16 protein-coding genes are annotated in these 23,481 nt (G+C 72.3%); 6 read left to right on the top strand and 10 right to left on the bottom strand.

Annotated elements, in window-relative coordinates; translation table 11 throughout:
* Positions 1-71 precede the first annotated feature (71 nt).
* Positions 72-2,177: an FtsK/SpoIIIE domain-containing protein gene (locus BS73_RS39880; protein ID WP_051940407.1), complete on the top strand. Its 2,106-nt coding sequence runs from the start codon at positions 72-74 to the stop codon at positions 2,175-2,177.
* A gap of 295 nt (positions 2,178-2,472) precedes the next feature.
* Here BS73_RS39880 and BS73_RS24195 read toward each other — a convergent pair whose 3' ends face one another.
* From BS73_RS24195 to BS73_RS24165, 7 genes are all read right to left on the bottom strand, one after another.
* Positions 2,473-3,375 carry a carbohydrate ABC transporter permease gene (locus tag BS73_RS24195; protein WP_084704318.1) on the bottom strand — a complete coding sequence of 301 codons (903 nt, stop codon included), beginning with the start codon at positions 3,373-3,375 and terminating at the stop codon, positions 2,473-2,475.
* Positions 3,375-4,358 carry a carbohydrate ABC transporter permease gene (locus BS73_RS24190; RefSeq protein WP_084704317.1) on the bottom strand — a complete coding sequence of 328 codons (984 nt, stop codon included), beginning with the start codon at positions 4,356-4,358 and terminating at the stop codon, positions 3,375-3,377. The genes BS73_RS24195 and BS73_RS24190 overlap by 1 nt, the downstream gene beginning before the upstream one ends.
* Before the next feature lie 84 nt (positions 4,359-4,442).
* Positions 4,443-5,765 carry an ABC transporter substrate-binding protein gene (locus BS73_RS24185; RefSeq protein WP_037575861.1) on the bottom strand — a complete coding sequence of 441 codons (1,323 nt, stop codon included), beginning with the start codon at positions 5,763-5,765 and terminating at the stop codon, positions 4,443-4,445.
* A gap of 286 nt (positions 5,766-6,051) precedes the next feature.
* Complete coding sequence (locus tag BS73_RS24180) at positions 6,052-11,016, bottom strand: NAD-glutamate dehydrogenase (RefSeq protein WP_037575855.1); 4,965 nt, start codon at positions 11,014-11,016, stop codon at positions 6,052-6,054.
* A gap of 288 nt (positions 11,017-11,304) precedes the next feature.
* Positions 11,305-12,930: an L-glutamate gamma-semialdehyde dehydrogenase gene (gene pruA, locus BS73_RS24175; RefSeq protein WP_037575852.1), complete on the bottom strand. Its 1,626-nt coding sequence runs from the start codon at positions 12,928-12,930 to the stop codon at positions 11,305-11,307.
* 70 nt (positions 12,931-13,000) lie between these two features.
* Positions 13,001-13,663, bottom strand: coding sequence for an HAD family hydrolase (locus BS73_RS24170; RefSeq protein ID WP_037575848.1), 663 nt, complete (start codon positions 13,661-13,663; stop codon positions 13,001-13,003).
* Positions 13,664-13,686: 23 nt separating this feature from the next.
* Complete coding sequence (locus tag BS73_RS24165) at positions 13,687-14,190, bottom strand: DUF6912 family protein (RefSeq protein WP_037575845.1); 504 nt, start codon at positions 14,188-14,190, stop codon at positions 13,687-13,689.
* 269 nt (positions 14,191-14,459) lie between these two features.
* On the opposite strand from BS73_RS24165, the gene BS73_RS24160 reads away from it, so the two are divergent.
* Positions 14,460-14,960 (top strand): Rv3235 family protein, encoded by a 501-nt coding sequence (locus BS73_RS24160; RefSeq protein WP_037575842.1) that lies wholly within the window; start codon positions 14,460-14,462, stop codon positions 14,958-14,960.
* Positions 14,961-15,028: 68 nt separating this feature from the next.
* Here BS73_RS24160 and secA read toward each other — a convergent pair whose 3' ends face one another.
* Positions 15,029-17,803 (bottom strand): preprotein translocase subunit SecA, encoded by a 2,775-nt coding sequence (secA, locus tag BS73_RS24155; RefSeq protein WP_037575839.1) that lies wholly within the window; start codon positions 17,801-17,803, stop codon positions 15,029-15,031.
* Positions 17,804-18,058: 255 nt separating this feature from the next.
* Between secA and BS73_RS24150 the strand changes: the two genes are divergently transcribed.
* The 3 genes from BS73_RS24150 (at position 18,059) to BS73_RS24140 (ending at position 20,640) form a co-directional block, all read left to right on the top strand.
* Positions 18,059-18,622 (top strand): GNAT family N-acetyltransferase, encoded by a 564-nt coding sequence (locus tag BS73_RS24150; protein ID WP_037575836.1) that lies wholly within the window; start codon positions 18,059-18,061, stop codon positions 18,620-18,622.
* Positions 18,619-19,155 carry a GNAT family N-acetyltransferase gene (locus tag BS73_RS24145; RefSeq protein ID WP_051940406.1) on the top strand — a complete coding sequence of 179 codons (537 nt, stop codon included), beginning with the start codon at positions 18,619-18,621 and terminating at the stop codon, positions 19,153-19,155. Before BS73_RS24150 ends, BS73_RS24145 begins: the two co-directional genes overlap by 4 nt.
* 315 nt (positions 19,156-19,470) lie before the next feature.
* A complete protein-coding gene (locus BS73_RS24140) occupies positions 19,471-20,640 on the top strand; it encodes a winged helix-turn-helix domain-containing protein (protein WP_037575833.1) in 1,170 nt (389 codons plus the stop codon).
* Between the two features lie 33 nt (positions 20,641-20,673).
* On the opposite strand, the gene BS73_RS24135 is transcribed toward BS73_RS24140, so the two are convergent.
* Together BS73_RS24135 and hpf are read right to left on the bottom strand one after the other, a co-directional pair.
* Positions 20,674-21,381, bottom strand: coding sequence for a response regulator (locus tag BS73_RS24135; RefSeq protein WP_152617893.1), 708 nt, complete (start codon positions 21,379-21,381; stop codon positions 20,674-20,676).
* Between the two features lie 316 nt (positions 21,382-21,697).
* Positions 21,698-22,336, bottom strand: coding sequence for a ribosome hibernation-promoting factor, HPF/YfiA family (gene hpf, locus BS73_RS24130; RefSeq protein ID WP_037575831.1), 639 nt, complete (start codon positions 22,334-22,336; stop codon positions 21,698-21,700).
* A 527-nt stretch (positions 22,337-22,863) separates the two neighbouring features.
* Here hpf and BS73_RS24125 point away from each other — a divergent pair.
* A complete protein-coding gene (locus BS73_RS24125; RefSeq protein ID WP_235215510.1) occupies positions 22,864-23,466 on the top strand; it encodes a ComF family protein in 603 nt (200 codons plus the stop codon).
* Positions 23,467-23,481: the final 15 nt, after the last annotated feature.

Raw genomic sequence — 23,481 nt, 5'->3', positions numbered from 1 at the left:
GGCGGGCCGCACCCTGGCGCGGACCCGGATCCGGCCGGCCCTGGCGCCCCCGCCGCCCCGGGCGCCCCGGCGTGCGGCCGGCGCGCGGTCTCCGCCCGCGCCCCTCGATCCACCCGATCACGGCGGCCCGCGCCCGCCGCTTCCTCCTCCGCAGCCGGAACGCGATCAGCGGCCGGGAGCCGTTCCCTCCGCTGCCCACCCTCAGCCGCCGGCCGGCCGCGCCCTCCGACCCCGCCGGACATCCGGGCGGCGCCCGCGGCGGCCGGGGCCTCGCCCGGTCGGCCACGCTCGCCGCCGAGCGGCAGGCCGCTGAGCTGCGGGACCGCTGGCCGGACCCGGCCGCCGTGCTGCTCACCGCGCTCGGCCCGGGCCCGCGGCTGTGGGAGCGCTCGCCCGAGCACCCGGACGCCCTCACCGTCCGCCTCGGCAGCTCGGCGCCCGGGGCGGTCGGCGTCCCGCCCACCGCGATCGACCTGCGCGCGGTCGGCAGCCTCGGCCTGGCCGGCGCCCGCCCGCGGCTCTCCGCGCTGGCCCGGGCCGTGGTCGCCCAGCTGGCCACCTGGCACGGCCCCTCCGTCCTCGAACTGGTGCTGGTCGCGGCGGACGCCGAGCGGCCCTTGCCGGACCGCACCGAGGACTGGTCCTGGCTGTACTGGCTGCCGCATCTGCGGCCGCACCACGACCAGCCCTGCCGGCTGCTGGTCGGCCTGGACCAGGACCAGGCGGTGGCCCGGCTCGGCGAGCTGACCGCCCGTACCGACGCCGGCCGCCCGGCCGCGCGGGCGCAGGACCCGCTGACCGTGGTGGTGGTGGACGGCGACCCGGGCAGCGGCGAGGCGGCCGACGCCGTCGAGCGGCTGCTGGCGGCCGGGCCCGCGCGCGGGATCTTCCCGATCGTCCTCGCCGAGCACCCGGCCGCGCTGCCGCCCGGCCTCGGCGCGGTGGCCGCCCTCGGCGGCGAGGTCGGCACCCTGCTGCGGCTCGACGCGCCGTCGCTCTCGCTGCCGGAGGCGGGCGCGGAGCTCGCCGCGGACATGGTCTCCGCCGAGTGGGCGGAGCGCCTGGCCCGCGCGCTGGCCCCGCTGCGCGAACCGGCCGACTCGCCCGGGGGCCGCGCGGCCGGCGACCCCGGCCGCACCAGCGGCCCCCTCCCCTCCTCGGTCCGGCTGCTGGACCTGCTGGAGCTGGAGAGCGTCACGCCCGCCAAGCTCTCCGCCCGCTGGGCTTCCGTGCCGCCGACCGCCGACGCGGTCACCGCGGTGCTGGGCGCCACCCGGGACGGCGGGCCGTGCGCGATCGACCTGGCCGACTCCGGCGGGATGCCGGGCGCGGCCGGCCATGTGCTGGTCGCGGGCGACCGGGGGTCCGGGAAGACGGAGCTGCTGCGGACCCTGATCGCCTCGCTCGCGGTCGCCGAGGGCCCGGACCGGCTGCGGATCACCGTCCTGGAGGGCCGTCCCGGAGCGGCCGGCGGCGGCCTCGCCTCCTGCACCGAGCTGCCGCAGGTGACCGACTGCCGCGCCTCCGCCGACCGGGGCGCGGCGGACGCGCTGCTGGCCGAACTCGCCCACCGCGAACAGCAGTTCGCCGGGCGCGGCTTCGCCGCCTGGTACGCCGAGTACGCGCTCTCCCTGCTGCGCGGCGCGGGAGCGGCGGCCAGCGCGCCGCCACCGCCGAGGCGGCTGATCGTCGTCGACGACCTCGAACAGCTGCTGCGCGCGGACGGCGACGCGACGACCGCGCGAGCGCTGTCGGCGCTGGCGGCACGGGGAGCACGGGTCGGCATCCACCTGGTCGTCGCGACGGCGGCGCCGGAGGCGCTGGCCGGCAGCGCGCTCGACGAGGCGGCCCAACTCCGGATCGGACTGCGCCTCGACGACCCCGCGGCGTCCCGCGCGCTGCTCCACCTCGACGACGCGGCGGGGATCCCGGCGGACCGGCCCGGTCGGGCATACGTCCGCTACCCCGACGGCGGAGTGACGGCCTTCCAGACCGCGCTGGTCTCCGGCCGGATCCCGCGGACGGCCACCCTCCGCCCGACGGTCGTCGCTCTCGACTGGTCGGAGATGGGCGCGCCCCCCACCCGCCGCCCCGTCCGCGAACTCGGCAACGGCCCCACCGACCTGGCCCTCCTCGCCAGCGCCCTGACCCGAGCAGCAACCCCGGTACCCCGCTGACCGTCCCCCACGCCCCAAACGCAGCGCCGCAGGCGCAAGCAAGGGGCGCGGGGAACTGCGCCGCCCACCCACAACGCCCCCGCACCAAGGCGCCGCAGGCGCAAAAAGGGGCGCGGGGAACTGCGCGGCCCGCGCGCAACGCCGCCGCACCCGGCAACGGCCACCGAGTTGCAACCCGGACTCCGTTGCCGAGTGCGCCAGGCCGCGCCGCTGGGCGCGCAGTTCCCCGCGCCCCCATGCCAGCGCCTGCGGCGCCGCACTCGAAGGCCCCGCCCGCCCCCGGCCGGCTGGCTGGCTAGCCCTTGACCGCCCCGGCGGTCAGACCGGAGACGACCGCCCGGCGGAAGATCAGAACCAGCAGCGCGATCGGCAGCATCGCCACCGCCGACGCGGCGAAGATCGTCCCGTACGGCGTCACGAACTGCCCACCGAACAGCGCGATCCCGACCGGAATCGTCCGGTACCGGTCCGCGCTGTTCACGCTCAGCGCGATCAGGAACTCGGTCCACGCCGCCACGAAGGTGAACACCCCCGCCGTGAACAGCCCCGGCAGCGCCTGCGGCAGGATCACCGACACGACGGTCCGCGCCGGCGACGCCCCGTCCACCCAGGCGACCTCCTCCATCTCCTTCGGAATCGACAGGAAGTAGTTCCGCAGGATCCAGATCGCGAACGGCAGCGTCAGCGCCGTGTAGGCGAGGATCAGCCCCTGGTAGCTGTTCAGCCACCCGATGTCGCGCAGCAGCAGATACAGCGGGGCGACCAGCGCCACCGTCGGGAAGAGCGAGATCATCAGCAGCGCCGTCATGACCCCGGTCTTGCCCCGCACCGGCAGCCGCGCCAGCGCGTACCCCGCGAAGGTCCCGAGCCCCAGCACCAGCACCGTCGTCGACACCGCGATGATCGCCGAGTTCTCGATGTAGGTGGTGAACGCGTACTGCGAGAACGCGTTGCTGTAGTTGGCCCCGGTCGCCGCATGCGGATACAGATGCGGGGTGCCGATCTCCTTGTCGCCCTTGAAGGAGCTCGCCACCAGCCAGTACAGCGGCAGCGCCACGAACAGCGCGACCAGCAGCGCGGCCAGGTTGGTGCCGTTGAGCCACTTCCGTGCGCCCCGCCGGCGCCCGTGCCCGGCCGTCGCCGCCGAGCCGCGTACCGCGGTGACGTCCGGGCCGACGGTTCCACTGGTCACGGCCATCAGACCGTCTCCTCCTCGCCGACCTGGGTACGGAACACCTTCAGGAAGATCAGGCAGCCGATCAGCACCAGCACCGCCGTACTGGTCGCGACGGCCGCCCCCGGGCCGAACTTCAGATCGTTGAAGAGCACCCGGTAGCCGAGCACCGCCAGCGACTCCGTCGAGTTGCCCGGCCCGCCGTTGGTGAGGACGAAGGGCAGGTCGAAGAGGCCGAAGGCCTGCAGGATGCGGAACATCACGGCGATCGCCAGGGTCGGCCGCAGCAGCGGCAGCCGCACCCGGAAGAAGATCGTCCAGGCCCCTGCCCCGTCGATCCGCGCCGCCTCGACCACATCGCTCGGCAGCATCACCAGCCCGGCCAGCACGATGATCGCCACGAACGGGGTGGTCTTCCAGATGTCCGCGACCGCCATCGCGATGGTCGCCTGGACCGAGTTGCCGAGGACGTTGACGTCGTGCCCGACCAGCGGATGGAGGATCGAGTTGAGCACGCCGTAGACCCCGTTGTAGATGTACGCCCACAGCTCCGCCGAGATGACCGTGATCATCGCCCACGGAAGCAGCAGCAGCGCCATCATCCAGCCGCGGCCGACCCGCAGCCGCTCCAGCACCAGCGCGATCATCGTGCCGAGGATGATCTCCACCAGCACGGTGCCGATGGTGTACAGCACGGTGAAGTAGAGCGCGTGCCGCCACCGGTCGGCGTGGAAGAGCACCGAGTAGTTGCCCCCGGTGGTGCCGGAGAGGTGGAAGCCGTTCGCGGTGACCTCCACGTTGCTGAAGGACATCACCACCGAGAAGACGATCGGGAAGATCATCACCGCCGCGACCACCAGCAGCGCCGGCGAGGCGAACGTCCAGCCCAGCCGCGCCGATCGGCGCTCCAGCACACTCCGCGCGCTGCGTCCCCCGCGCTTCGGACCCGCACCGCCGCCGCCCGGGCGCCGGTCCACCGCGCCCGCCGCCTGACTCTCCGACGCCATTCCGGCGCCCCCTCTCCCCGTCCCGTGGCCGCCGATCGGGCGGGCGGTGCCCGCCCGATCGACTGGTCGTCGACTACCGGCTGGTCACAGGCCGCTGTTGTTCAGCGCCGAGCTGATCGCCTTGTCCGCCGCCGCCAGCGCGCTCGACGGCGTGGCGGACCCGGAGAGCGCGGCGTTGATGTTGCTGTAGATCCCCTGGCTGACCTGCGCGTACGCGGCCACGTTGGAGGGGCGCGCCTGCAGCTTGTTCTTCGCCGCGATCGGGTACGCCGGGTTCGCGGACTGCACGGACGGGTCGGCCAGCACGCTGGCCACGGTCGGGATCTCGCCGCCCTGGGTGGCCAGGATCTTCTGCGCGTCCGCGCCGGTCATCCACTTGATGAAGGCGACGTCGGCGGAGACGTTCTTGCTGTGCGGGTTGATGTACAGGTTCCACCCGCCGGTGGCCGAGTAGCCGGGCGCGGACTGGCCCTGGAAGGTGGGCAGGGTTGCGATCCCGACCTTGCCGTTCACCGACGAGCTGGAGGAGTTGGAGTCCGCGTAGGCGTAGGTCCAGTTGCGCAGGAAGGCCACCTGGCCCTGGGTGAACAGGGTCTCCGACTGCTGCTCCTGGAAGCTGGTGATCGCGGACGGGGCGACGCCGCTGCTGATCAGGCCGCGCATGAAGGTCAGCGCCTTGTTCGCCTGCGCCGAGTTGATGGTGGACTTGGTGCCGTCGGAGCTGACGTTCTGCGCGCCCGCGTCCGCGGCGAACTCGGTCCAGTCGCAGGTGAGCCCCTCGTACGAGGCCCACTGGCCGGCGAACCCGTACTTCACCGCGCCGGACTTCTGCAGCTGCTGGGCCTCGCTCTTCAACTGCTCCCAGGTGGTGGGAACCGGAAGGTGCGCCTTCTGTAGCAGATCCTTGCGATAGAAGAGGAAGGCGTTGTCCGTGAAGAGCGGAGCCGCCATCTTCTGGTTCTTGTACGTCAGCGAGTCGACCAGCCCGGGCGAGAAGGACTTCCAGTAGTCCGCCGGGAAGTACGAGTCGAGCGGAAGCGCCAGCTTCGCCTGGCCGAACTGCGCGGGCCAGATGACATCGCCGTTGTAGACGTCGAAGGAGCTGGATCCGCCGGAGATCTGGGTGGTCACCGCGGAACGGAAGGCGTCGGAATCCGAGGGGGCCTGCTGGAGCTTGACCGTGATGCCCGGATTCGCCTTCTCGAAGGCGGTGATCAGGGTCTTGCGCACATCGGTTCCGGTGGGGCCGAACTGGTTGGCGTACCAGGTGATCGTGCCCTTGGCCGGACCTGTGGCGCTTGGCGCGGTGGAGGATTTCCCTCCGCTGGAGCTGCAAGCGGCCGCCGTGGCGAGGAGCGCGGTGGCGGCCGCTAGGGAGAGAAGCGTTCGGCTGGCACGTATCGACATGGTTCTCCTTGGTACGGGTGGTGCACTGCCGGAGAGAATGCATGGTCGGTGGATGCGCGAGAGTTTTGTCCCCAGGGGAATGCGCGTCAAGCGCACGAACGGAAACATCCCCATAACCGCTCGGTCAACGCGTGCGTGCCAGCGTAATTCTGACGCTTTGTCAAGTAGGCCGATCCGCCACGAACCACCCGCGAAACGGCGCCGCACCCGGCAGCGGATCCCGGGTCGCGAGCCGAGTCGCGACCCCGTCACCGTTGCCGGGTGCGGCGCCTTGCCGGGCGGTGGACTACCGCATGGAGCCGGTCCGCAGCAGCGTGCGGATGACCCGCATCGCGACGCTCAGGTTCGCCAGGTCGTAGGACTCCGAACCCCTTATGTCGTCGAGGGTCGTCCGGGCCCGGTTCACCAGGGTCGCGTTCCGCTTCTCCCAGGCCGTGAACCGCTGCTCCGGCGAGTCTCCGGGCTCCCCGCAGACCAGGACGTCGCCGGTGAGGGTGGCATGCGCGGAGAACAGGTCCTCGCGGATCGCCGCCCGCGCCATCGACTGCCAGCGGTCGCCCCGCGGCAGGTCGATGATCCGGTCCAGCAGGTCGGCGATGCCGAGCCGGTCGGCGAGGTCGTAGTAGACCTCGGCGACGTCCAGCACGTCGGCGCCGTCCCGGTCGGCGATCTCCACGATGTCCAGGGTCGGGAACGCCGAGGACAGTCCGGCGACCCGGATCGCCAGCTCGACCGGCACCCCGGACTCGACCAGCTCGTCCCGGATCCGGTCGAACCAGGCCAGGTCCGAGCCGCGCAGCAGCTTGGGCAGGTGCCCCCAGACCTCGTTGACCTGCTTGCGGAAGGCGTCCACGGTCTCGGCCACGTCCAGCGGCTGCCGCCGGTTGTTGAGCAGCCAGCGGGTGGCCCGCTCGACCAGCCGCCGCGAGTGGAGCCGCATCCGGGTCTGCACCTCGGCCGGGACGGCGTTGTCCAGCTCCTCGATCTCCGCCCAGATGTCGGCGAGCCCGAAGACCGCCCGCGCGGCGGTGTGGGAGCGCACGATCTCCTCGTAGGAGGCCCCGGTCTCCTCCTTCAGCCGGAAGGCGAAGGTCGAACCGCCGTAGTTGACGGTGTCGTTGACCAGCAGGGTGGTGATGATCTCCCGGTGGAGGGCGTGGCCGTCGATCTGCTCGGCGAAGCTCTCCTGGAGCGGCTTCGGGAAGTACCCGTGCAGCGAGGACACCAGGTACGGGTCGTCCGGCAGGTCCGTCCCGAGGATCTCGTCCGCCAGGGTGATCTTGACGTACGCCATCAGCACGGCCTGCTCGGGCTGGGTCAGCCCGCGGCCGCTCGCCACCCGCTCCCGCAACTGCCGGTCGGTGGGCAGGAACTCCAGAGCGCGGTCGAGGTGGCCGTCCTTGACCAGGCGGCGCATCAGCCGGCCGTGGACGTTGGCCATCGAGCCGGCCTGCGCCTGCGCGTTGGCCAGCGCGGTGTTCTGCGCGTAGTTGTTGCGCAGCACGTGGAGGGCCACGTCGTCGGTCATCTCGGCGAGCAGCTTGTTGCGCTGCTTCACCGTCATGTCGCCGTCGCCGACCACCCGGTTGAGGAGGATCTTGATGTTCACCTCGTGGTCCGAGGTGTCCACGCCCGCCGAGTTGTCCAGCGCGTCGGTGTTGACCTTGCCGCCGGCGCCGTCCGGGCCGCCGCTCAGCGCGAACTCGATCCGGCCGAGCTGGGTCATCCCCAGGTTGCCGCCCTCGCCGACGACCTTGACCCGCAGGTCCCTGCCGTCCACCCGGATCGGGTCGTTGGCCTTGTCCCCGGCCTCCGCCTGGGACTCGGTCGAGGCCTTGACGTAGGTGCCGATGCCGCCGTTCCAGTACAGGTCGACCGGGGCCAGCAGGATCGCCTTCATCAGCTCGGCCGGCGTCATCCGGGAGGCGCCCGCCTCGATCCCCAGCGCCTCCCGCATCTGCGGGGTGAGCTGGATGGACTTGGCGCTGCGCGGGAAGACCCCGCCGCCGGCCGAGATCAGCTTGCGGTCGTAGTCGTCCCAGGAGCTGCGCGGCAGCTCGAAGATCCGCCGTCGCTCGGCGTACGAGACGGCCGCGTCCGGGTTGGGGTCGACGAAGATGTGCCGGTGGTCGAAGGCGGCCACCAGCCGGATGTGCTCGCTGAGCAGCATCCCGTTGCCGAACACGTCACCGGACATGTCGCCGACGCCGACGACGGTGAAGTCCTCCGTCTGGGTGTCGTGGCCGAGCTCGCGGAAGTGCCGCTTGACGGACTCCCAGGCGCCCCGGGCGGTGATCCCCATGCCCTTGTGGTCGTATCCGGCCGAACCGCCGGAGGCGAAGGCGTCGCCCAGCCAGAAGCCGTACTCCCCGGCCACCTCGTTGGCGATGTCGGAGAAGGTCGCGGTGCCCTTGTCCGCCGCCACGACCAGGTAGGTGTCGTCGCCGTCGTGCCGCACCACGTCCGCCGGCGGCTGGACGCCCTCGCCCGCGACCAGGTTGTCGGTGATGTCGAGGAGACCGGAGATGAAGGTCCGGTAGGAGGCGATCCCCTCGTTCAGCCAGGCCTGCCGGTCCACCGACGGGTCCGGCAGCCGCTTGGCGACGAACCCGCCCTTGGACCCCACCGGCACGATCACGGTGTTCTTCACCATCTGCGCCTTGACCAGGCCCAGGATCTCGGTGCGGAAGTCCTCGCGCCGGTCGGACCAGCGCAGGCCGCCGCGGGCGACCTTGCCGAACCGCAGGTGGACGCCCTCGACCTGCGGCGAGTACACCCAGATCTCGTACGCCGGGCGGGGCGCCGGCAGGTCGGGGATGGCCTTCGGGTCGAACTTCATGGACACGTACGAGTGCCACTCGCCGGTGTCCTTGTCCCGCTGGAAGAAGTTGGTCCGCAGGGTGGCCTGGATCAGGTGGAGGAAGGAGCGCAGGATGCGGTCCTCGTCCAGCGAGACCACCTGGTCCAGGGCGCCGTCCAGCTCCTCCTGGATCGCGTCGGTGAGCTCGGCCGAGCCCTGCCGGTGCGCCGGCGAGAGCCGGGCCTCGAAGAGGTTCACCAGCAGCCGCGTGGTGTGCGGGTTGTTGGTGAGCGCGTCCTCCATGTAGTCCTGCGAGAACGTGGAGCCGGCCTGCCGCAGGTACTTGGCGTAGGCGCGGAGCACCATGGCCTGACGCCAGGTCAGCGCGGCGGACAGGATGAGGGTGTTGAAGCCGTCGTTCTCGGCCTCGCCCATCCAGGCCGCGGAGAAGGCCTCCTGGAAGCGGTCCCGCGCCTCGTCCGTCATCAGCTCGGCGAGCTGCGGCCTCAGCCGCAGGCCGAAGTCGTAGATCCAGGCCACCGTGCCGTCCGCGCACCGCAGTTCGTACGGGTGCTCGTCGACGACCTCGACGCCGAGGCGCTGGAGCACCGGCAGCACGGCGGTCAGCGAGATCGCCCCGCCCACCCGGTAGATCTTGAACCGGCGCTCGGTGTACGGCGCCCCGACCGGCTGGTAGAGGTTGAGCTGGAAGTCCCCGGCCTTCTCCAGCGCCTCCAGGTGCCGCAGGTCGGCGACGGCGGTGCGGGCGCCGAAGTCCGCCCGGTAGCCGTCCGGGAAGGCACCGCTGTAGCGGCGGGCCAGCTCGGCCGCCCGCTCCTCGCCGAACTCGGCGGTGAGCACCTCGTTGAAGCCGTCCGCCCAGGAGCGCGCGGCCTCGGCGAGCCGGGCCTCGATCCGCTCCGCGTCGGCGTCGGTGAGCTGCGGCAGGTCGCTGCCGGCCGGCACCCGCACCACGAAGTGCAGCCGGGAGAGCACCGACTCGGTGTTCCACGCGGTGTAGTCGATGGAGTCGCCGCCGAGCTCCTCCTTGAGGATGTCCATCAGCCGCAGCCGGACCCGCGTGGTGTAGCGGTCGCGCGGCAGGTAGACCAGGGCGGAGAAGTAGCGGCCGTAGTCGTCCTGACGCAGGAACAGCCGGAGCCGCCGCCGCTCCTGCAGGTAGAGGACGGACTGGGTGACCTTGAGCAGCTCGTCCACCGAGGTCTGGAAGAGCTCGTCGCGCGGGTAGGTCTCCAGGATCTGCAGCAGGTCCCGCCCGTCGTGGCTCTCCGAGGAGAACCCGGAGCGGGCCACCACCTCCTGCGCCTTGCGGCGCAGCACCGGGATCCGGGTCACCGACTCGGTGTACGCGGCGGCGGAGAACAGCCCGAGGAAGCGGCGCTCCCCGGTCACGTTGCCCTCCGCGTCGAACTTCTTGACGCCGACGTAGTCCAGGTACGAGGGGCGGTGGACGGTGGAGCGGGAGTTCGCCTTGGTGAGCACCAGCAGCTTGTGCTCGCGGGCCTTCTCCCGGCCCTTGTCGGTCATCCGGTGGAAGGCCTCGCTGGCCTGGTGGTGCCCGGCGTCCGGCGAGCTCGGGTCGGAGCGCAGCACGCCGAGCCCGGTGCCGGTGACGGCGCGCAGCTCGTCCTCGGCGCCGTCCTCGCCGGCCACCAGGTCGTACTCCCGGTAGCCGAGGAAGGTGAAGTGGTCGTCGGCGAGCCAGCGGAGCAGCTCCCAGGCCTCGCCGACCTCCTGTTCGGCGAGCTTCGCCGGGGGGTCGGAGGCCAGGTCGTCGGCGAGGCGCAGCGCGGAGTCGCGCATCTTGCCCCAGTCCTCGACGACCTCGCGGACGTCGCCGAGCACCCGGCGCAGGTCCTTCTCGATCCGGCGGAGGTCGTCCCGGTCGGTCTCCCGGTCGATCTCGATGTGCATCCAGGACTCGACGAGGGCGTCCTCGGGCAGCTCGGCCCGGCGCTCGTGGGTGCACGGGTCGGCGTCCAGCACCTCCAGCAGCCGGCCGGTGATGTCCCGGCGGACGGCCAGCTGGGGGTGGATCACCACATGGATGGCGCGGTCCTGGCGGGAGAGCTCGTTGGTGACCGAGTCGACCAGGAAGGGCATGTCGTCGGTGACCACCTCGACCACGGTGTGGCCGCTGGACCAGCCGTTCTCCTCGACGGTCGGGGTGTGGACGCGGACTTCCGCGGTGCCCTGTGGACGCTTCTCGCCCAACCTCAGCTGCGAGGCCGCGGCCCCGTAGACGTCGACCGGATCGCGGTCGACGAGGTCCTCGGGGGCGGTGTGGAGGTAGTAGTGACGCAGATAGGAGGCGAGGGCTCCGTTGCCCAACGCCTCCTGCTGCTCTCCGCCCCCCACCTGGCTGTTCTCAGCGACCTGCACTGCCTTGGTGAGCAGCTCGGTCTTTGCTGTGTCCAGCTTGGTCTGCATGGCTATCTGGCTCCTGTCGCGCGCCGTTGCGTGACCCGGTGGTCTGCTCCTGCCGCCGGGTAACGCATGCATTGTCCCGCATGCCCGGAAGGAGTACTGAACTGGCACGCATAATCAGCACTACTTACGGGTACGCCAGACCTTTTGGCCTCACGGTCCCCAGCGACCTCCGCCAGCGTAGTCGCGCCCCCCACCCGCCTGTCAGCGGCCACCGAGGTGCAATCGATCACCCCGACCTGGCCACCCCGGAGCGTTGGCCCGCCCCGGAGGCGGCGCCGCGGGCGCACCTCAGCCCATGTGCGGGTACCGGTAGTCCCGAGGCGGCACGAAGGTCTCCTTGATCGCCCGTGGCGAACTCCACCGCAGCAGGTTCAGCACCGACCCCGCCTTGTCGTCCGTACCCGACGCCCGCGCCCCGCCGAACGGCTGCTGCCCCACGACCGCCCCCGTCGGCTTGTCGTTGATGTAGAAGTTCCCGGCCGCGAACCGCAGCCGCTCCGACGCCTCCGCGACCGCCGCCCTGTCCTCCGCGATCACCGCTCCGGTCAGGGCGTACGGCGCCACCGACTCCATCTGGTCGAGCATCTCGGACCACCGCGCGTCCTCGTAGACGTGCACCGCCAGCAGCGGCCCGAAGTACTCGGTGCTGAAGATCTCGTTCCTCGGGTCGGGGCTGACCATCACCGTCGGCCGCACGAACCAGCCGATCGCGTCGTCGTACTCGCCGCCGGTCACCACGTCCACCCGGTCGTCCTGGCGCGCCCGGTCGATCGCCAGCTTGTTCCTGCGGAACGCCCGCTCGTCGATGAGGGCGCCCATGAAGTTGGACAGGTCGGTGACGTCGCCCACGGTCAGCGAGGAGACCTCGTCGAGGAACCCCTCGTGGAAGTCCCGCCACACGCTGCGCGGAATGTACGCCCGGGACGCCGCCGAGCACTTCTGCCCCTGGTACTCGAAGGCCCCGCGCACCAGGGCGGTCCGCAGCACCCCCGGGTCCGCCGACGGGTGCGCCACCACGAAGTCCTTGCCGCCGGTCTCCCCGACCAGCCGCGGATAGCAGCGGTACCGCTCGATGTTGGCGCCGACCGTCTGCCACAGCCGCCGGAAGGTCCCGGTCGAACCGGTGAAGTGGATCCCCGCCAACTCCGGGTGCGCCAGCGCCACTTCGGAGACCTGCAGACCGTCCCCCGTGACCATGTTGATCACGCCGGGCGGCAGCCCGGCCGCCTCGAGCAGGCGCATCAGCTGCCAGGCCGCGAAGGTCTGGGTGGGCGAGGGCTTCCACACCACGGTGTTCCCCATCAGCGCCGGAGCGGTCGGCAGATTGCCCGCGATGGCGGTGAAGTTGAACGGGGTGATCGCGTAGACGAACCCCTCCAGCGGACGGTGGTCCATCCGGTTCCACACGCCGGGCGAGCTGATCGGCTGCTGGGCGAGGATCCGCCGGGCGAAGGCGACGTTGAACCGCCAGAAGTCGATCAGCTCGCAGGGCGCGTCGATCTCCGCCTGCTGCGCGGTCTTGGACTGGCCGAGCATGGTCGCCGCCGCGACCGTCTCCCGCCAGGGGCCGGCCAGCAGGTCCGCAGCACGGAGGAAGACGGCCGCCCGGTCGTCGAAGTCCATCGCCCGCCAGGCGGGGGCGGCGGCCAGCGCGGCGTCCACCGCGAGCCTGGCGTCCTCCCGGGTGGCGTTGCCCAGCACGCCGAGCCGGGCCGCGCGGTGGTGCGGCTGGACGACGTCGATCCGCTGGCCGCCGCCCATCCGCTGCTCGCCGGCGATGGTCATCGACAGGGCCTGCTCGCGCCCGGCCAACTCCTTGAGCTTCGCCTCCAGCCGGGCGCGCTCGGCGCTCCCGGGGGCGTAACCGTGCACCGGCTCGTTGGCCGGAAGGGGGATCCGGGTGATCGCGTCCATAGCCATAGGGTCATCGTGCCACGCTGTGCCGACCGGGCGACGGAACGTGACCAGCGAATCCCCGGAACGGTCAGCCGGCCGCGCCCGCCGCCCACGCGACCGCCTCCGCCAGCGAGTCCACCACCGGCACCCCGACCGCCTCCAGCGACTCCCGGGCGTGCGAGCCCCCGGTGTACAGCACCGCCCGGGCGCCGACGCTCAGTGCGGCCCGGGCGTCGTCCGCGGAATCCCCGATCACCACCGTCCCGGCGGCCGCCCGGCCCAGGTCGAGGAGGTGCCGGGCGAGGTGCTCGGCCTTGCTCTCGCCGGTGAACGCCCCGACCGAGCCGTCCACCCGGACGAACTCCTCGGCGATCCCCAACCGGCCGACCAGCGGCAGCAGTTCGTCATGGGCGTAGAGCGAGAGGAGGGACTGCGAGCGGCCGCCGGCCCGCCAGCCGCGCAGGAGTTCACGGGCCCCGGCGGCCAGCCCGCAGGCCGCCCGCCTGGCCGTGTACTCCCGCTGGAAGACCTCGTTCATCAGCCGCCACTCCTCCTCGGTCGGCGGACGCCCGAGCACCTTGCGGTGGAAGTCGCGGATGGGGACGCAGAAGAGCTCCCGATAGCGGCGCACGCTCAGCGGTTCGAGCCCCACGGCGGTGAAGGAGGCGTTGCTCGCCGCCACGACCACGTCGATGTCGTGGAAGAGGGTGCCGTTCCAGTCCCAGACGATGTGCGTACCGATGGCTGCCACCCGGCATTCCTACCCGCGGAACCTCACTCGGCCAACAGGGCCGGGATCTCCTGGGTGGCGTACCAGAGCAGCTCGTGGTCCTCGGCGCCGTCCACGGTGAACCGCGCGTCGTCGTCCCCGCCGGTGTCCGCCGCCTCGGCGGCCTTGGCCGCGGCGGCCACGTCGGCCTCCGCGTCGTCCGCGTCCACATGCACCGAGGCGGCCCTGGCCAGCGGCAGCACCTCGGTCAGCAGCACCCGGCCGAGGGCGAGGGGGTGGTCGAACTCGCCGTTCCGGTCGGCCTTCACCAGGCCGTCCGGCACGTCGGCGGCCACCACCACGCGGCGGCGCGGCGCCTTCGGGTCCCCGGCCAGCAGCCGCAGGGAGGCCTGGGCGGCCCGCACCAGGGCGGCGTACTCCAGCTCCTCCAGGTCGTCGCTGACGTACCACTCGCGCAGCGCCGGGGTCACCGCGTACGCGGGCAGCGGGGCCGGGCCGAGGCTCAGCTGCGCGAGCTCGCGCAGGGTGGTCGGGACGTAGACGCGCATGGAGCTCATGATACGGGCGCCGGGACGGTCCCCCATCGAGTGAACACACCCCGGTACCGGCGTCCCGGCAGGGCGTGCGGCGATGACGTCCCCGCCCCCGGCATTCGGGCACTGACCTGCGACTCTTCGCTACACCTCCCCGAAAGGGTGGATCACTCTCCGTGACGACATGGTCGCGGGCGCCCATTGCCCGCGCCCCCGGCGGCCGATAGCAAGATCCCCAGCGGCCGCTCCGCACCCGCCCACCAGCCCCCGGGGGTGTTCGACGCATGGTCATCCACTCGCCCAGGCCCGCCAGGACCACCAGGACCGCCAGGACCGGCGGCACCGCCTGCCCCGCCCGGCCCCGCGTGCCCACCCAGGCCCCGCGCGGAGCCCAGCTCGCCCGGCTGCACGGCCCCCGCCCGTGCCGCAGGGCCCACCCCGAGCCGGACCGGGTCGCGCAGACCTTCGCCCGGCTGCTGCTGGAGGTCCTCACCGCCCAGCGCCCGTCGGACAAGCTGGTCGCGCTGACCCGCTACCCGGTGCCGGAGCGCCTGCTGGCGCTGCTGCGCCGCGGGGTCTTCCGCCCCCAGCAGGGCCTGCTGCCGGTGCTCCGCAGCGTCCACACCTCGACGCCCGAGGAGCACGGCCCGGTGATCGAGGCCTGCGCCTCCATCCAACTCCCGGACGGGCGCGTGGAGATGCTCGCCTTCCGCGCCGAACGCTTCACCCGGCCCCGGCCGACCTGGAAGCTCACCGCACTCAACGCCCGCCAGTTCCCCCGCTGAGAGACGACGGCGCCCCCGCCCCGAGGCCCGAGGGCCCGCGGTGCGGGGGCGCGGCGAAAAACCGCTCGCTACTTCTTCCGGCGGCGCCCCTTCGAGGCCTTCCGCCGCTCGGCCCGGCTCATCCCGTCGCCCTCCGGCACGGCGGACGTCGCCCCACCGCACGCGGTCGCGAAGTCACCCTCCACGACGCCGCCCTCGCCGTCCACCGACGGGGCGCTGAAGTGCAGCCGGTCCGGCCGCTGCGGCTGCTCCAGGCCCTTGGCGTGGATCTCCGCCGGGGCCGCGCCCACCGGCACCGCGTCCTCCACCGCGTCCGCGGCGTCGGCCACCGGCACCTCCTCGACCTGCTGCTCGACATGCACCTCGAGGTTGAAGAGGTAGCCGACCGACTCCTCCTTGATGCCCTCCATCATGGCGTTGAACATGTCGAAGCCCTCGCGCTGGTACTCGACCAGCGGGTCGCGCTGCGCCATCGCGCGCAGCCCGATGCCCTCCTGGAGGTAGTCCATCTCGTAGAGGTGCTCGCGCCACCGCCGGTCCAGCACCGACAGCACGACCCTGCGCTCCAGCTCGCGCATCACGGCCTCGCCGAGCTGCGCCTCGCGGTCCTCGTACCGGCCGTGGATGTCGTCGGTGATGACGCCCTGGATGTCGTCCGCGTTCAGCCCGTCGACGCCGCCGGCCTCCTCGGCCAGCTCCTCCAGGCTCACGCTCACCGGGTAGAGCTGCTTGAAGGCGCCCCACAGCTTCTCGAGGTCCCAGTCCTCGGCGAAGCCCTCGGAGGTCGCGGCCTGGACGTACGCCTTGATGGTGTCGTCCATGAAGTGGCCGATCTGCTCGCGCAGGTCCTCGCCCTCCAGCACCCGGCGCCGCTCGCCGTAGATGACCTCGCGCTGCCGGTTGAGCACCTCGTCGTACTTGAGGACGTTCTTCCGGGTCTCGAAGTTCTGCTGCTCGACCTGGGTCTGCGCGGAGGCGATGGCCCGGGTGACCATCTTGGACTCGATCGGCACGTCGTCCGGCACGTTGGCCATGGAGAGCACCCGCTCGACCATGTTGGCCTTGAACAGCCGCATCAGGTCGTCGCCCAGCGACAGGTAGAACCGCGACTCGCCGGGGTCGCCCTGACGGCCGGAGCGGCCGCGCAGCTGGTTGTCGATCCGCCGCGACTCGTGCCGCTCGGTGCCCAGCACATAGAGCCCGCCGAGCGCCTGGACCTCCTCGTGCTCGGCCTTGACGACGGCCTTCGCCTTCTCCAGCGCGGCCGGCCAGGCGGCCTCGTACTCCTCCGGGGTGTCGCTCGGGGTGAGCCCGCGCTGGGCCAGCTCGGCCGCGGCCAGGTGGTCGGGGTTGCCGCCGAGCATGATGTCGGTGCCTCGGCCGGCCATGTTGGTGGCCACGGTGACCGCGCCCTTGCGCCCGGCCTGGGCGACGACCTGGGCCTCGCGCTCGTGGTACTTCGCGTTCAGCACCTCGTGCGGGATGCCGCGCTTCCGCAGCTCCTGGGAGAGGTACTCGGACTTCTCCACCGAGGTGGTGCCGACCAGCACCGGCTGGCCCTTCTCGTGCCGCTCGGCGATGTCGTCGACGACCGCGGCGAACTTGGCCGGCTCGGACTTGTAGATCAGGTCCGACTGGTCGATCCGCTGCGGCGACTTGTTGGTCGGGATCGGCACCACGCCGAGCTTGTAGATCTGGTGGAACTCGGCGGCCTCGGTCATCGCCGTACCGGTCATCCCGGAGAGCTTCTCGTAGAGGCGGAAGAAGTTCTGCAGGGTGACGGTGGCCAGGGTCTGGTTCTCGTTCTGGACCTCCACCCCCTCCTTCGCCTCGATCGCCTGGTGCATCCCCTCGTTGTAGCGGCGGCCGGCCAGCACACGCCCGGTGTGCTCGTCGACGATCAGGACCTCGCCGTTCATCACGACGTAGTCCTTGTCCTTCTTGTAGAGCTCCTTGGCCTTGATGGCGTTGTTCAGGAAGCCCACCAGCGGGGTGTTCACCGACTCGTAGAGGTTGTCGATGCCCAGGTAGTCCTCGACCCGGGTGACGCCGGGCTCCAGGATGCCGACCGTGCGCTTCTTCTCGTCGACCTCGTAGTCCCGGTCCAGCTTCAGCCGCTGCACCAGCTTGGCGAAGTCGCCGTACCACTTGGTGGCCTGGTCGGCCGGGCCGGAGATGATCAGCGGGGTGCGGGCCTCGTCGATCAGGATCGAGTCGACCTCGTCGACGATCGCGAAGTTGTGGCCGCGCTGCACCAGCTCCTCCTGCGACCAGGCCATGTTGTCGCGCAGGTAGTCGAAGCCGAACTCGTTGTTGGTGCCGTAGGTGATGTCGCAGTGGTACTGCCGGCGCCGCTCGGCCGGGGACATGTTGGCGAGGATCACGCCGACGTCGAGGCCGAGGAAGCGGTGCACCCGGCCCATCCACTCCGAGTCGCGCTCGGCCAGGTAGTCGTTGGTGGTGATGAGGTGGACGCCCTTGCCGGACAGCGCGTTGAGGTACGCCGGGAGCGTGCCGACGAGGGTCTTGCCCTCACCGGTGCGCATCTCGGCGACGTACCCGAGGTGGAGGGCGGCGCCGCCCATCAGCTGCACGTCGTAGTGGCGCTGGCCGAGGGTGCGCTTGGCCGCCTCACGGACCGTGGCGAAGGCCTCGGGGAGCAGGTCGTCCAGCGACTCCCCGTCGGCGAACCGCTGCTTGTACTCGTCCGTGAGCGCGCGCAGCTCGGCGTCCGTCAGGTTGACGAAGTCCTCTTCGATGGAGTTGACCTGGGCGGCGATGCGGTTCAGCTTGCGCAGGATCTTTCCTTCTCCTGCGCGCAGCACCTTGTCGAGGACGGACACGAATGCGGGCTCCTTGCCTGGGCCTGGGGCGCTCTTTGCGGCGAGCCGGGGGACTCCCGGGCACACCACCTCGCCGCCATCGTATGCGAGGAACCCAGCGGGCCGGGAGGTCCGTCAACACACAGCCCGTCCGTCACTCCTGCCAGTGATCTGACACACCGTCAGCCACCGTGATGAATCACACAAACCGCCGCACACCGCCCACCTGCGAAAACCCGATGTCCCCCGGCCGGAGGGCTCGGCGATACTCAAACGATGATCCCGCCCGTCCTCACCACCGCCCGGCTCGTCCTCCGCCCGCTCGGCGCACCGGACGTCGACGCCGTGACCGAGGCCTGCCAGGACCCGGAGATCCAGCGCTGGACCACGGTCCCCTCGCCGTACACCCGGCGGGACGCCGAGACCTTCGTCACCGAGCTGGCCCCGCGCGGCTGGGCCGAGCACACCCTCCTCAACTTCGGCGCCTTCCGCCGCGACGACGGCGCGCTGGTCTCCTCGATCGGCCTCCACGCCCGCGACCTGCGGCACGGCGAGGGCATCGCCGAGATCGGCTACTGGACGGCCACGGGCCAGCGGGGGCAGGGGCTCACCGCGGAAGGGGTCCGCGCGGTCTGCCGCTGGGGCTTCGAGGAGCTGCCCGTCCACCGGATCGAATGGCTGGCCGTGGTCGGCAACGAGGGCTCGCGGGCGGTCGCCCACCGGGTCGGCTTCCACTTCGAGGGCACCCTGCGCTCCCGCCTCCTCCACCGCGGCGAGCGGAGGGACGCCTGGCTGGGCTCCCTCCTCCCCGACGACCTCACCGGAGGCTCCCCCTCGTGACCGGCACGATAGCCCTGCGGCACTGGCACGGCCCCGACCACGCGGCCGAACTCACCTGCGTCCGCACGATGTTGACCGACCCCGAGGTACGCCGCTGGAACCCGGTCGTGCAGCTCCCCGACCCGGACCTGCCGGGCGCGGCGACGGCCGCGGCGGGCGCGTGGCTGGCCAAGGCCGCCGCCGACGAGCGCGCCTGGGCGATCACCGACCCGGCCGACGACCGCCTCCTCGGCGGCATCACCCTGCGCGACGCGAGCCCGCTGGCCCGCGCGGCGGCGGTCGGCTACTGGCTCCTCCCGGACGCCCGCGGCCGCGGCGCGGCGAAGCTGGCGCTGCGCCGGGTCACCGAGCTCGCCTTCGCCGAGTACGGCTTCCACCGGGTCGAACTGGGCCATATGACCGGCCACGCCGCGTCCTGCGCGATAGCCGTGGCCTGCGGCTACCTCGTCGAGGGCACCCAGCGCCAGTCCCTCCCCGACGCCTCCGGCACCCTCCACGACCTCCACCTCCACGCCCGCCTCGCCACCGACTGACGCAGCGCCCCGATCGCAGCGCCCCGCACGCAGCGCCCCGCACGCAGCGATGAAGTCGCGAGTGCTGAGCTTCGCGGTGTGATGTCGCCGCCCGGGGGTTGCTGCGGCGCAGCCGCACAATCAGGGGCGCGGGGAACGGCGCGCCCAGCCGCTTATGGCGCCGCAGCCGGGTACGGAGTCCGGGTTGCAACCCAGCCGCCGTTGCCGCGTGCGGCGCCGTAGACGGCTGGGCGCAGTTCCCCGCGCCCCTTGACTCGCTGCGCGAACCCGCGGGGCCGGGGCGGACTGTCAGTCCCCGGCCCTACCCTGCCTCGCATGGATCTCTCCGCGGACGAAGCCCGCCGCCTCGCCCTGCGCGCCCAGCACCTCCTCGGCGCCCCCGACCGCCGCTCCGGCGTCCCCGGCCTGCTCCGCAGCCTCGGCGCCGTCCAGCTGGACACCATCTCGGTGCTCGCCCGCTCCCACGAGCTGATCCCCTACGCCCGCCTCGGCGCCGTCGGCCGCGCCGCCGTCGAGGACGCCTACTGGTCCGGGGCGACCGCCTTCGAGTACTGGGCCCACGCCGCCTGCGTACTGCCGATCGAGGAGTGGCCGCTCTTCGCCTTCCGCCGGCGCGCCCGCCGCGCCCGCGGCCACCGCTGGCACCTCCTCTCCGACAAGGAGGCCGCCTGCCGCGCCGTCCTCGACCGCCTCCGCGCGGACGGCCCGCTGACCGCCACCGACCTCGGCGGCGCCAAGAACGGCGGCCCGTGGTGGGACTGGTCGGAGACCAAGATCGCCGTGGAGTGGCTGCTGGACACCGGCGAGGTGGTCTGCACCCGCCGCCGCGGCTGGAAGCGGATCTACGACCTCGCCGAACGCGCCGTCCCGGCCGAACTCCTCGCCCGGGAACCGGACGACGACGCCTGCCTGCGCGCCCTGGTCGCCCGCTCCGGAGCGGCCCTCGGCGTGGCCACCGTCAAGGATCTCGCCGACTACTACCGGCTCTCCACCGACCAGGCCCGCTCCGCCCTCCCCGACTCCGGCCTGGTCCCGGTGCGGGTGGCCGGCTGGGGCCGGAAGGGCGCCGGACCCGAGGAGGCCTGGGCCGATCCGGCCGCCCTCGCCGCCGGCCCGCCCCGCGGCCGGCACCGCACCACCCTCCTCTCCCCGTTCGACTCGCTGATCTGGGACCGCGCCCGCACCGAGCGGGTCTTCGACTTCAGCCACCGCCTGGAGGCGTACGTCCCCAGGCCGAAGCGGGTGCACGGGTACTTCGCGATGCCGCTGCTCTCCGGCGGCCGGCTGGTCGGCCGGGTGGACCCGGCCCGGGAGGGGAACACCCTGGTCGCCCGCCAGGTCTCGCTGGCCGGCCCGAAGGCCCTGCCCGCCGCCGCGCAGGCGCTCCGCGAGGCGGCCGAGTGGGTGGGCTGCTCGGCGGTCAAGGTGGAGCAGGTCTCCCCCGCTCCCCTCGCCGGCCCGCTGACCGCGGCGGTGAGCGGCTAGCGCCCGCCCTGGCCGCGCCCGGCCGCGCCCGGCTCAGCCTATTTCGAGGATCTTCTCCCGCATCGCATAGACCACGGCCTCCATGCGGGAGTGCAGCTGGAGCTTCTCCAGGATGTTCCGGACGTGGTTCTTGACCGTGTTCTCGCTGATGAACAGCTGCTTGGCGATGTCCCGGTTGTTCAGCCCGGTCGCGACCAGCTTCAGCACCTCGATCTCGCGGTCGGTCAGCCGCGGCGCCGGCACCAGCCGCCGGTCGTCGGTCTTCTGCTGGATCATCGACTTGAACTCGGTCAGCAGCTTCGCCGCCATCGACGGGCTGATCTGCGACTGGCCGTCCGCCACCGCGCGGATCGCGGTGGCCACCTCGTCCGTGGAGATCTCCTTCAGCAGGTAGCCGGTGGCCCCCGCCTTGATCGCCTCGTAGAGGTCGGCCTCCTCGTCGCTTATCGTCAGCATGATGATCTTGGCGCTGGGGACGACCTCCTTGATCGCCATGCAGGCCTCGATCCCGCTCCGGCGCGGCATCCGGACGTCCATCAGGATGATGTCCGGCAGCAGGTCCGCGGCCTTCTCCACCGCCTCGGCACCGTCCGCCGCCTCACCGACGACGGTGATGTCCTCCTCCTGCGCCAGGACGATCTCCAGCCCGCGGCGGAAGAGCGCGTGGTCGTCCACCACCAGCACGCGGATCGGCTCCGCGGACGCCGCCTGCGCCCCGGCCGCCCCGGCCGCGCCGTTCATCCCCGGGCCGCCGATCTCGTCGGCAGGTCCGGAATCCCAGTGGTCCCCCATCCGGTCCTCCCCCTCGGCTGGGCGGCTGCCCTCTGCCTCTCGACTGCTCCGTGCAGCGGTCATGATTCCACGGTGCACCGACATTGTGATCACCCGGTACTGAGGGGTCCCCCGGTCGTGTCAATGGCATGTGCCCGCGCCCTGCGAAGCCCCGCACCCCGGTAGCGTGAACGGTACCTGTGCCGACGCGGCGGCGGCACCGGGCCGCTCAGCAGTCCGATGCCGCCGCACAGTTGACGAACCGTCGGCTTTCTCCGGGCCTCGCCTACGCCCCCGCGGTCGGCTGCAGGTGGATCACACCGTAGTCGTAACCGCGGCGCCGGTAGACGACGCTCGGCATGCCGCTGTCCTTCTCCACGAACAGGTAGAAGTCGTGGCCGACCAGCTCCATCTCGTACAGTGCCTGGTCGAGCGCCATCGGCTCGGCCTCGTGGGTCTTCTCCCGGACTACCAGCGGGCCCTCGCCCTCGATCTCCAGGGTCCCGATCCGGGTCACCGGCACCTCGTCCGCGGGCTCCTCGGCCGCGGAGCCGTTCAGCTCGGCGGCGAGCGGGGCGGTGGCCTCGGCCACGCTGATGGGGGCCTTGCCCTCGCCCTTCTTGGCTACCCGGCGGCGGTCCGCCACCTTGCGCATCTGGGCGTCCAGCCGCGCTGACGCCTTGTCCAGCGCGGCGTACGCATCGGACGCGCAGGCCTCGGCCCGGATCACCGGACCGCGGGTCCGCATCGTGATCTCGACTCGGTCGGAACGGTCGGCCTGGCGCGGGTTGCGCTCCTTGGAGACCTCGACGTCGAGGCTGATCACCTTTCCGTCGAGTTTCTGGATCTTCTCCAACTTCTCGGCCACGTGCTTGCGGAACCGCTCGGGCACCTCGGTCTTGCGGCCCTTCACGACGATGTCCACGCAGAACTCCGTTCCCTTGCGCTGACGCCGGTGGACCCAGCAGGCCCACCCGGCCCATCGAGGCGGCGGTCCCGTCCCCCACGCGATCCCGGAGTAGCACCCGAGACGGGGGCACCCCCTGCTCGAAGAGCCTGGGGGCGGAACCACCCCCTCACACCCCTTCCTCCCCAGAGAGAGGGGTTGGAACCCCATGGAACACCGATTACCCGGGTTTCGCCCGCCGGGGCGGACAACTGCCGCCTCGCCTCCTGGATCCCAAAGTCGTGGCGAACCGGAAGCTTGTACAGCCCTTGCGGGCGGCTTCCGCTCTTTCGGATGAACGCGCCCGCGAAACCCCCGGTCACACCGGCCCCGGCCGGAATGATCGGTTGGCCATGGACGCCAGCCACTGCTGTCACCGCCGATCCCAGCAGACTGCTACGGATCTCCTCGACGCCGTCCTCGACCTCCTCGTCCCCACCCGCTGCGCCGGCTGCGCCGCCCCCCATACCCAGTTTTGCGCGGCTTGCCGCGAGTTGCTGCGCGCCGTGGCGCCTTTCCAGGTGGAGACCGGCTCCCGCCCCGGCGCCGGCCGCGGACTCCCCGAGGTCTACGCCGTGGCCCCATACGCCGACCCGGTGCGGCAGCTGATCCTGGCCCACAAGGAGCGCGGCGCGGTGCGGCTGGCCCGCCCACTCGGTGAGGCGCTCGCCTCGGCGGTCCGGGCCGCGGTCCGGGCCCGGCCCGGACCGGAGGCGCCTCCGCTGCTGCTGGTGCCGGTCCCCTCCGCGCGGACCGCCGTCCGGGCCCGCGGCCACGACCCGATGCGGCGGCTCACCCGCGAGGCGGCCCGCGCGCTGCGCTCCGCCGCCGTCCCGGCGCGGGTGCTGCCGGCCCTCCGGCTGACCAGGACGGTCGCCGACCAGGCCGGCCTGCGCGCCGAGCAGCGGCGCCGCAACCTCAGCGGCGCGCTGGACGTCGCCCCGCGCTGGGAGGCGGCTTTGGCCCGCGGCCGCGTGGTCCTCGTCGACGACCTCATCACCACCGGCGCCACCCTCGCCGAGGCCACCCGGGCCCTCACCGCCTCCGGCGCCGACGTCCTGGCCATCGCCGCCGTCGCGGCCACCACCCGCCGCAGACGCCGGCCCTGAACAGCCGGGCCTGCC

This window comes from Phaeacidiphilus oryzae TH49 (genome assembly GCF_000744815.1).
GTDB classification, from domain to species: domain Bacteria; phylum Actinomycetota; class Actinomycetes; order Streptomycetales; family Streptomycetaceae; genus Phaeacidiphilus; species Phaeacidiphilus oryzae.
Note: the sequence above shows the minus strand (reverse complement) of the source record. Positions and strands in the feature narration are given on the sequence as shown.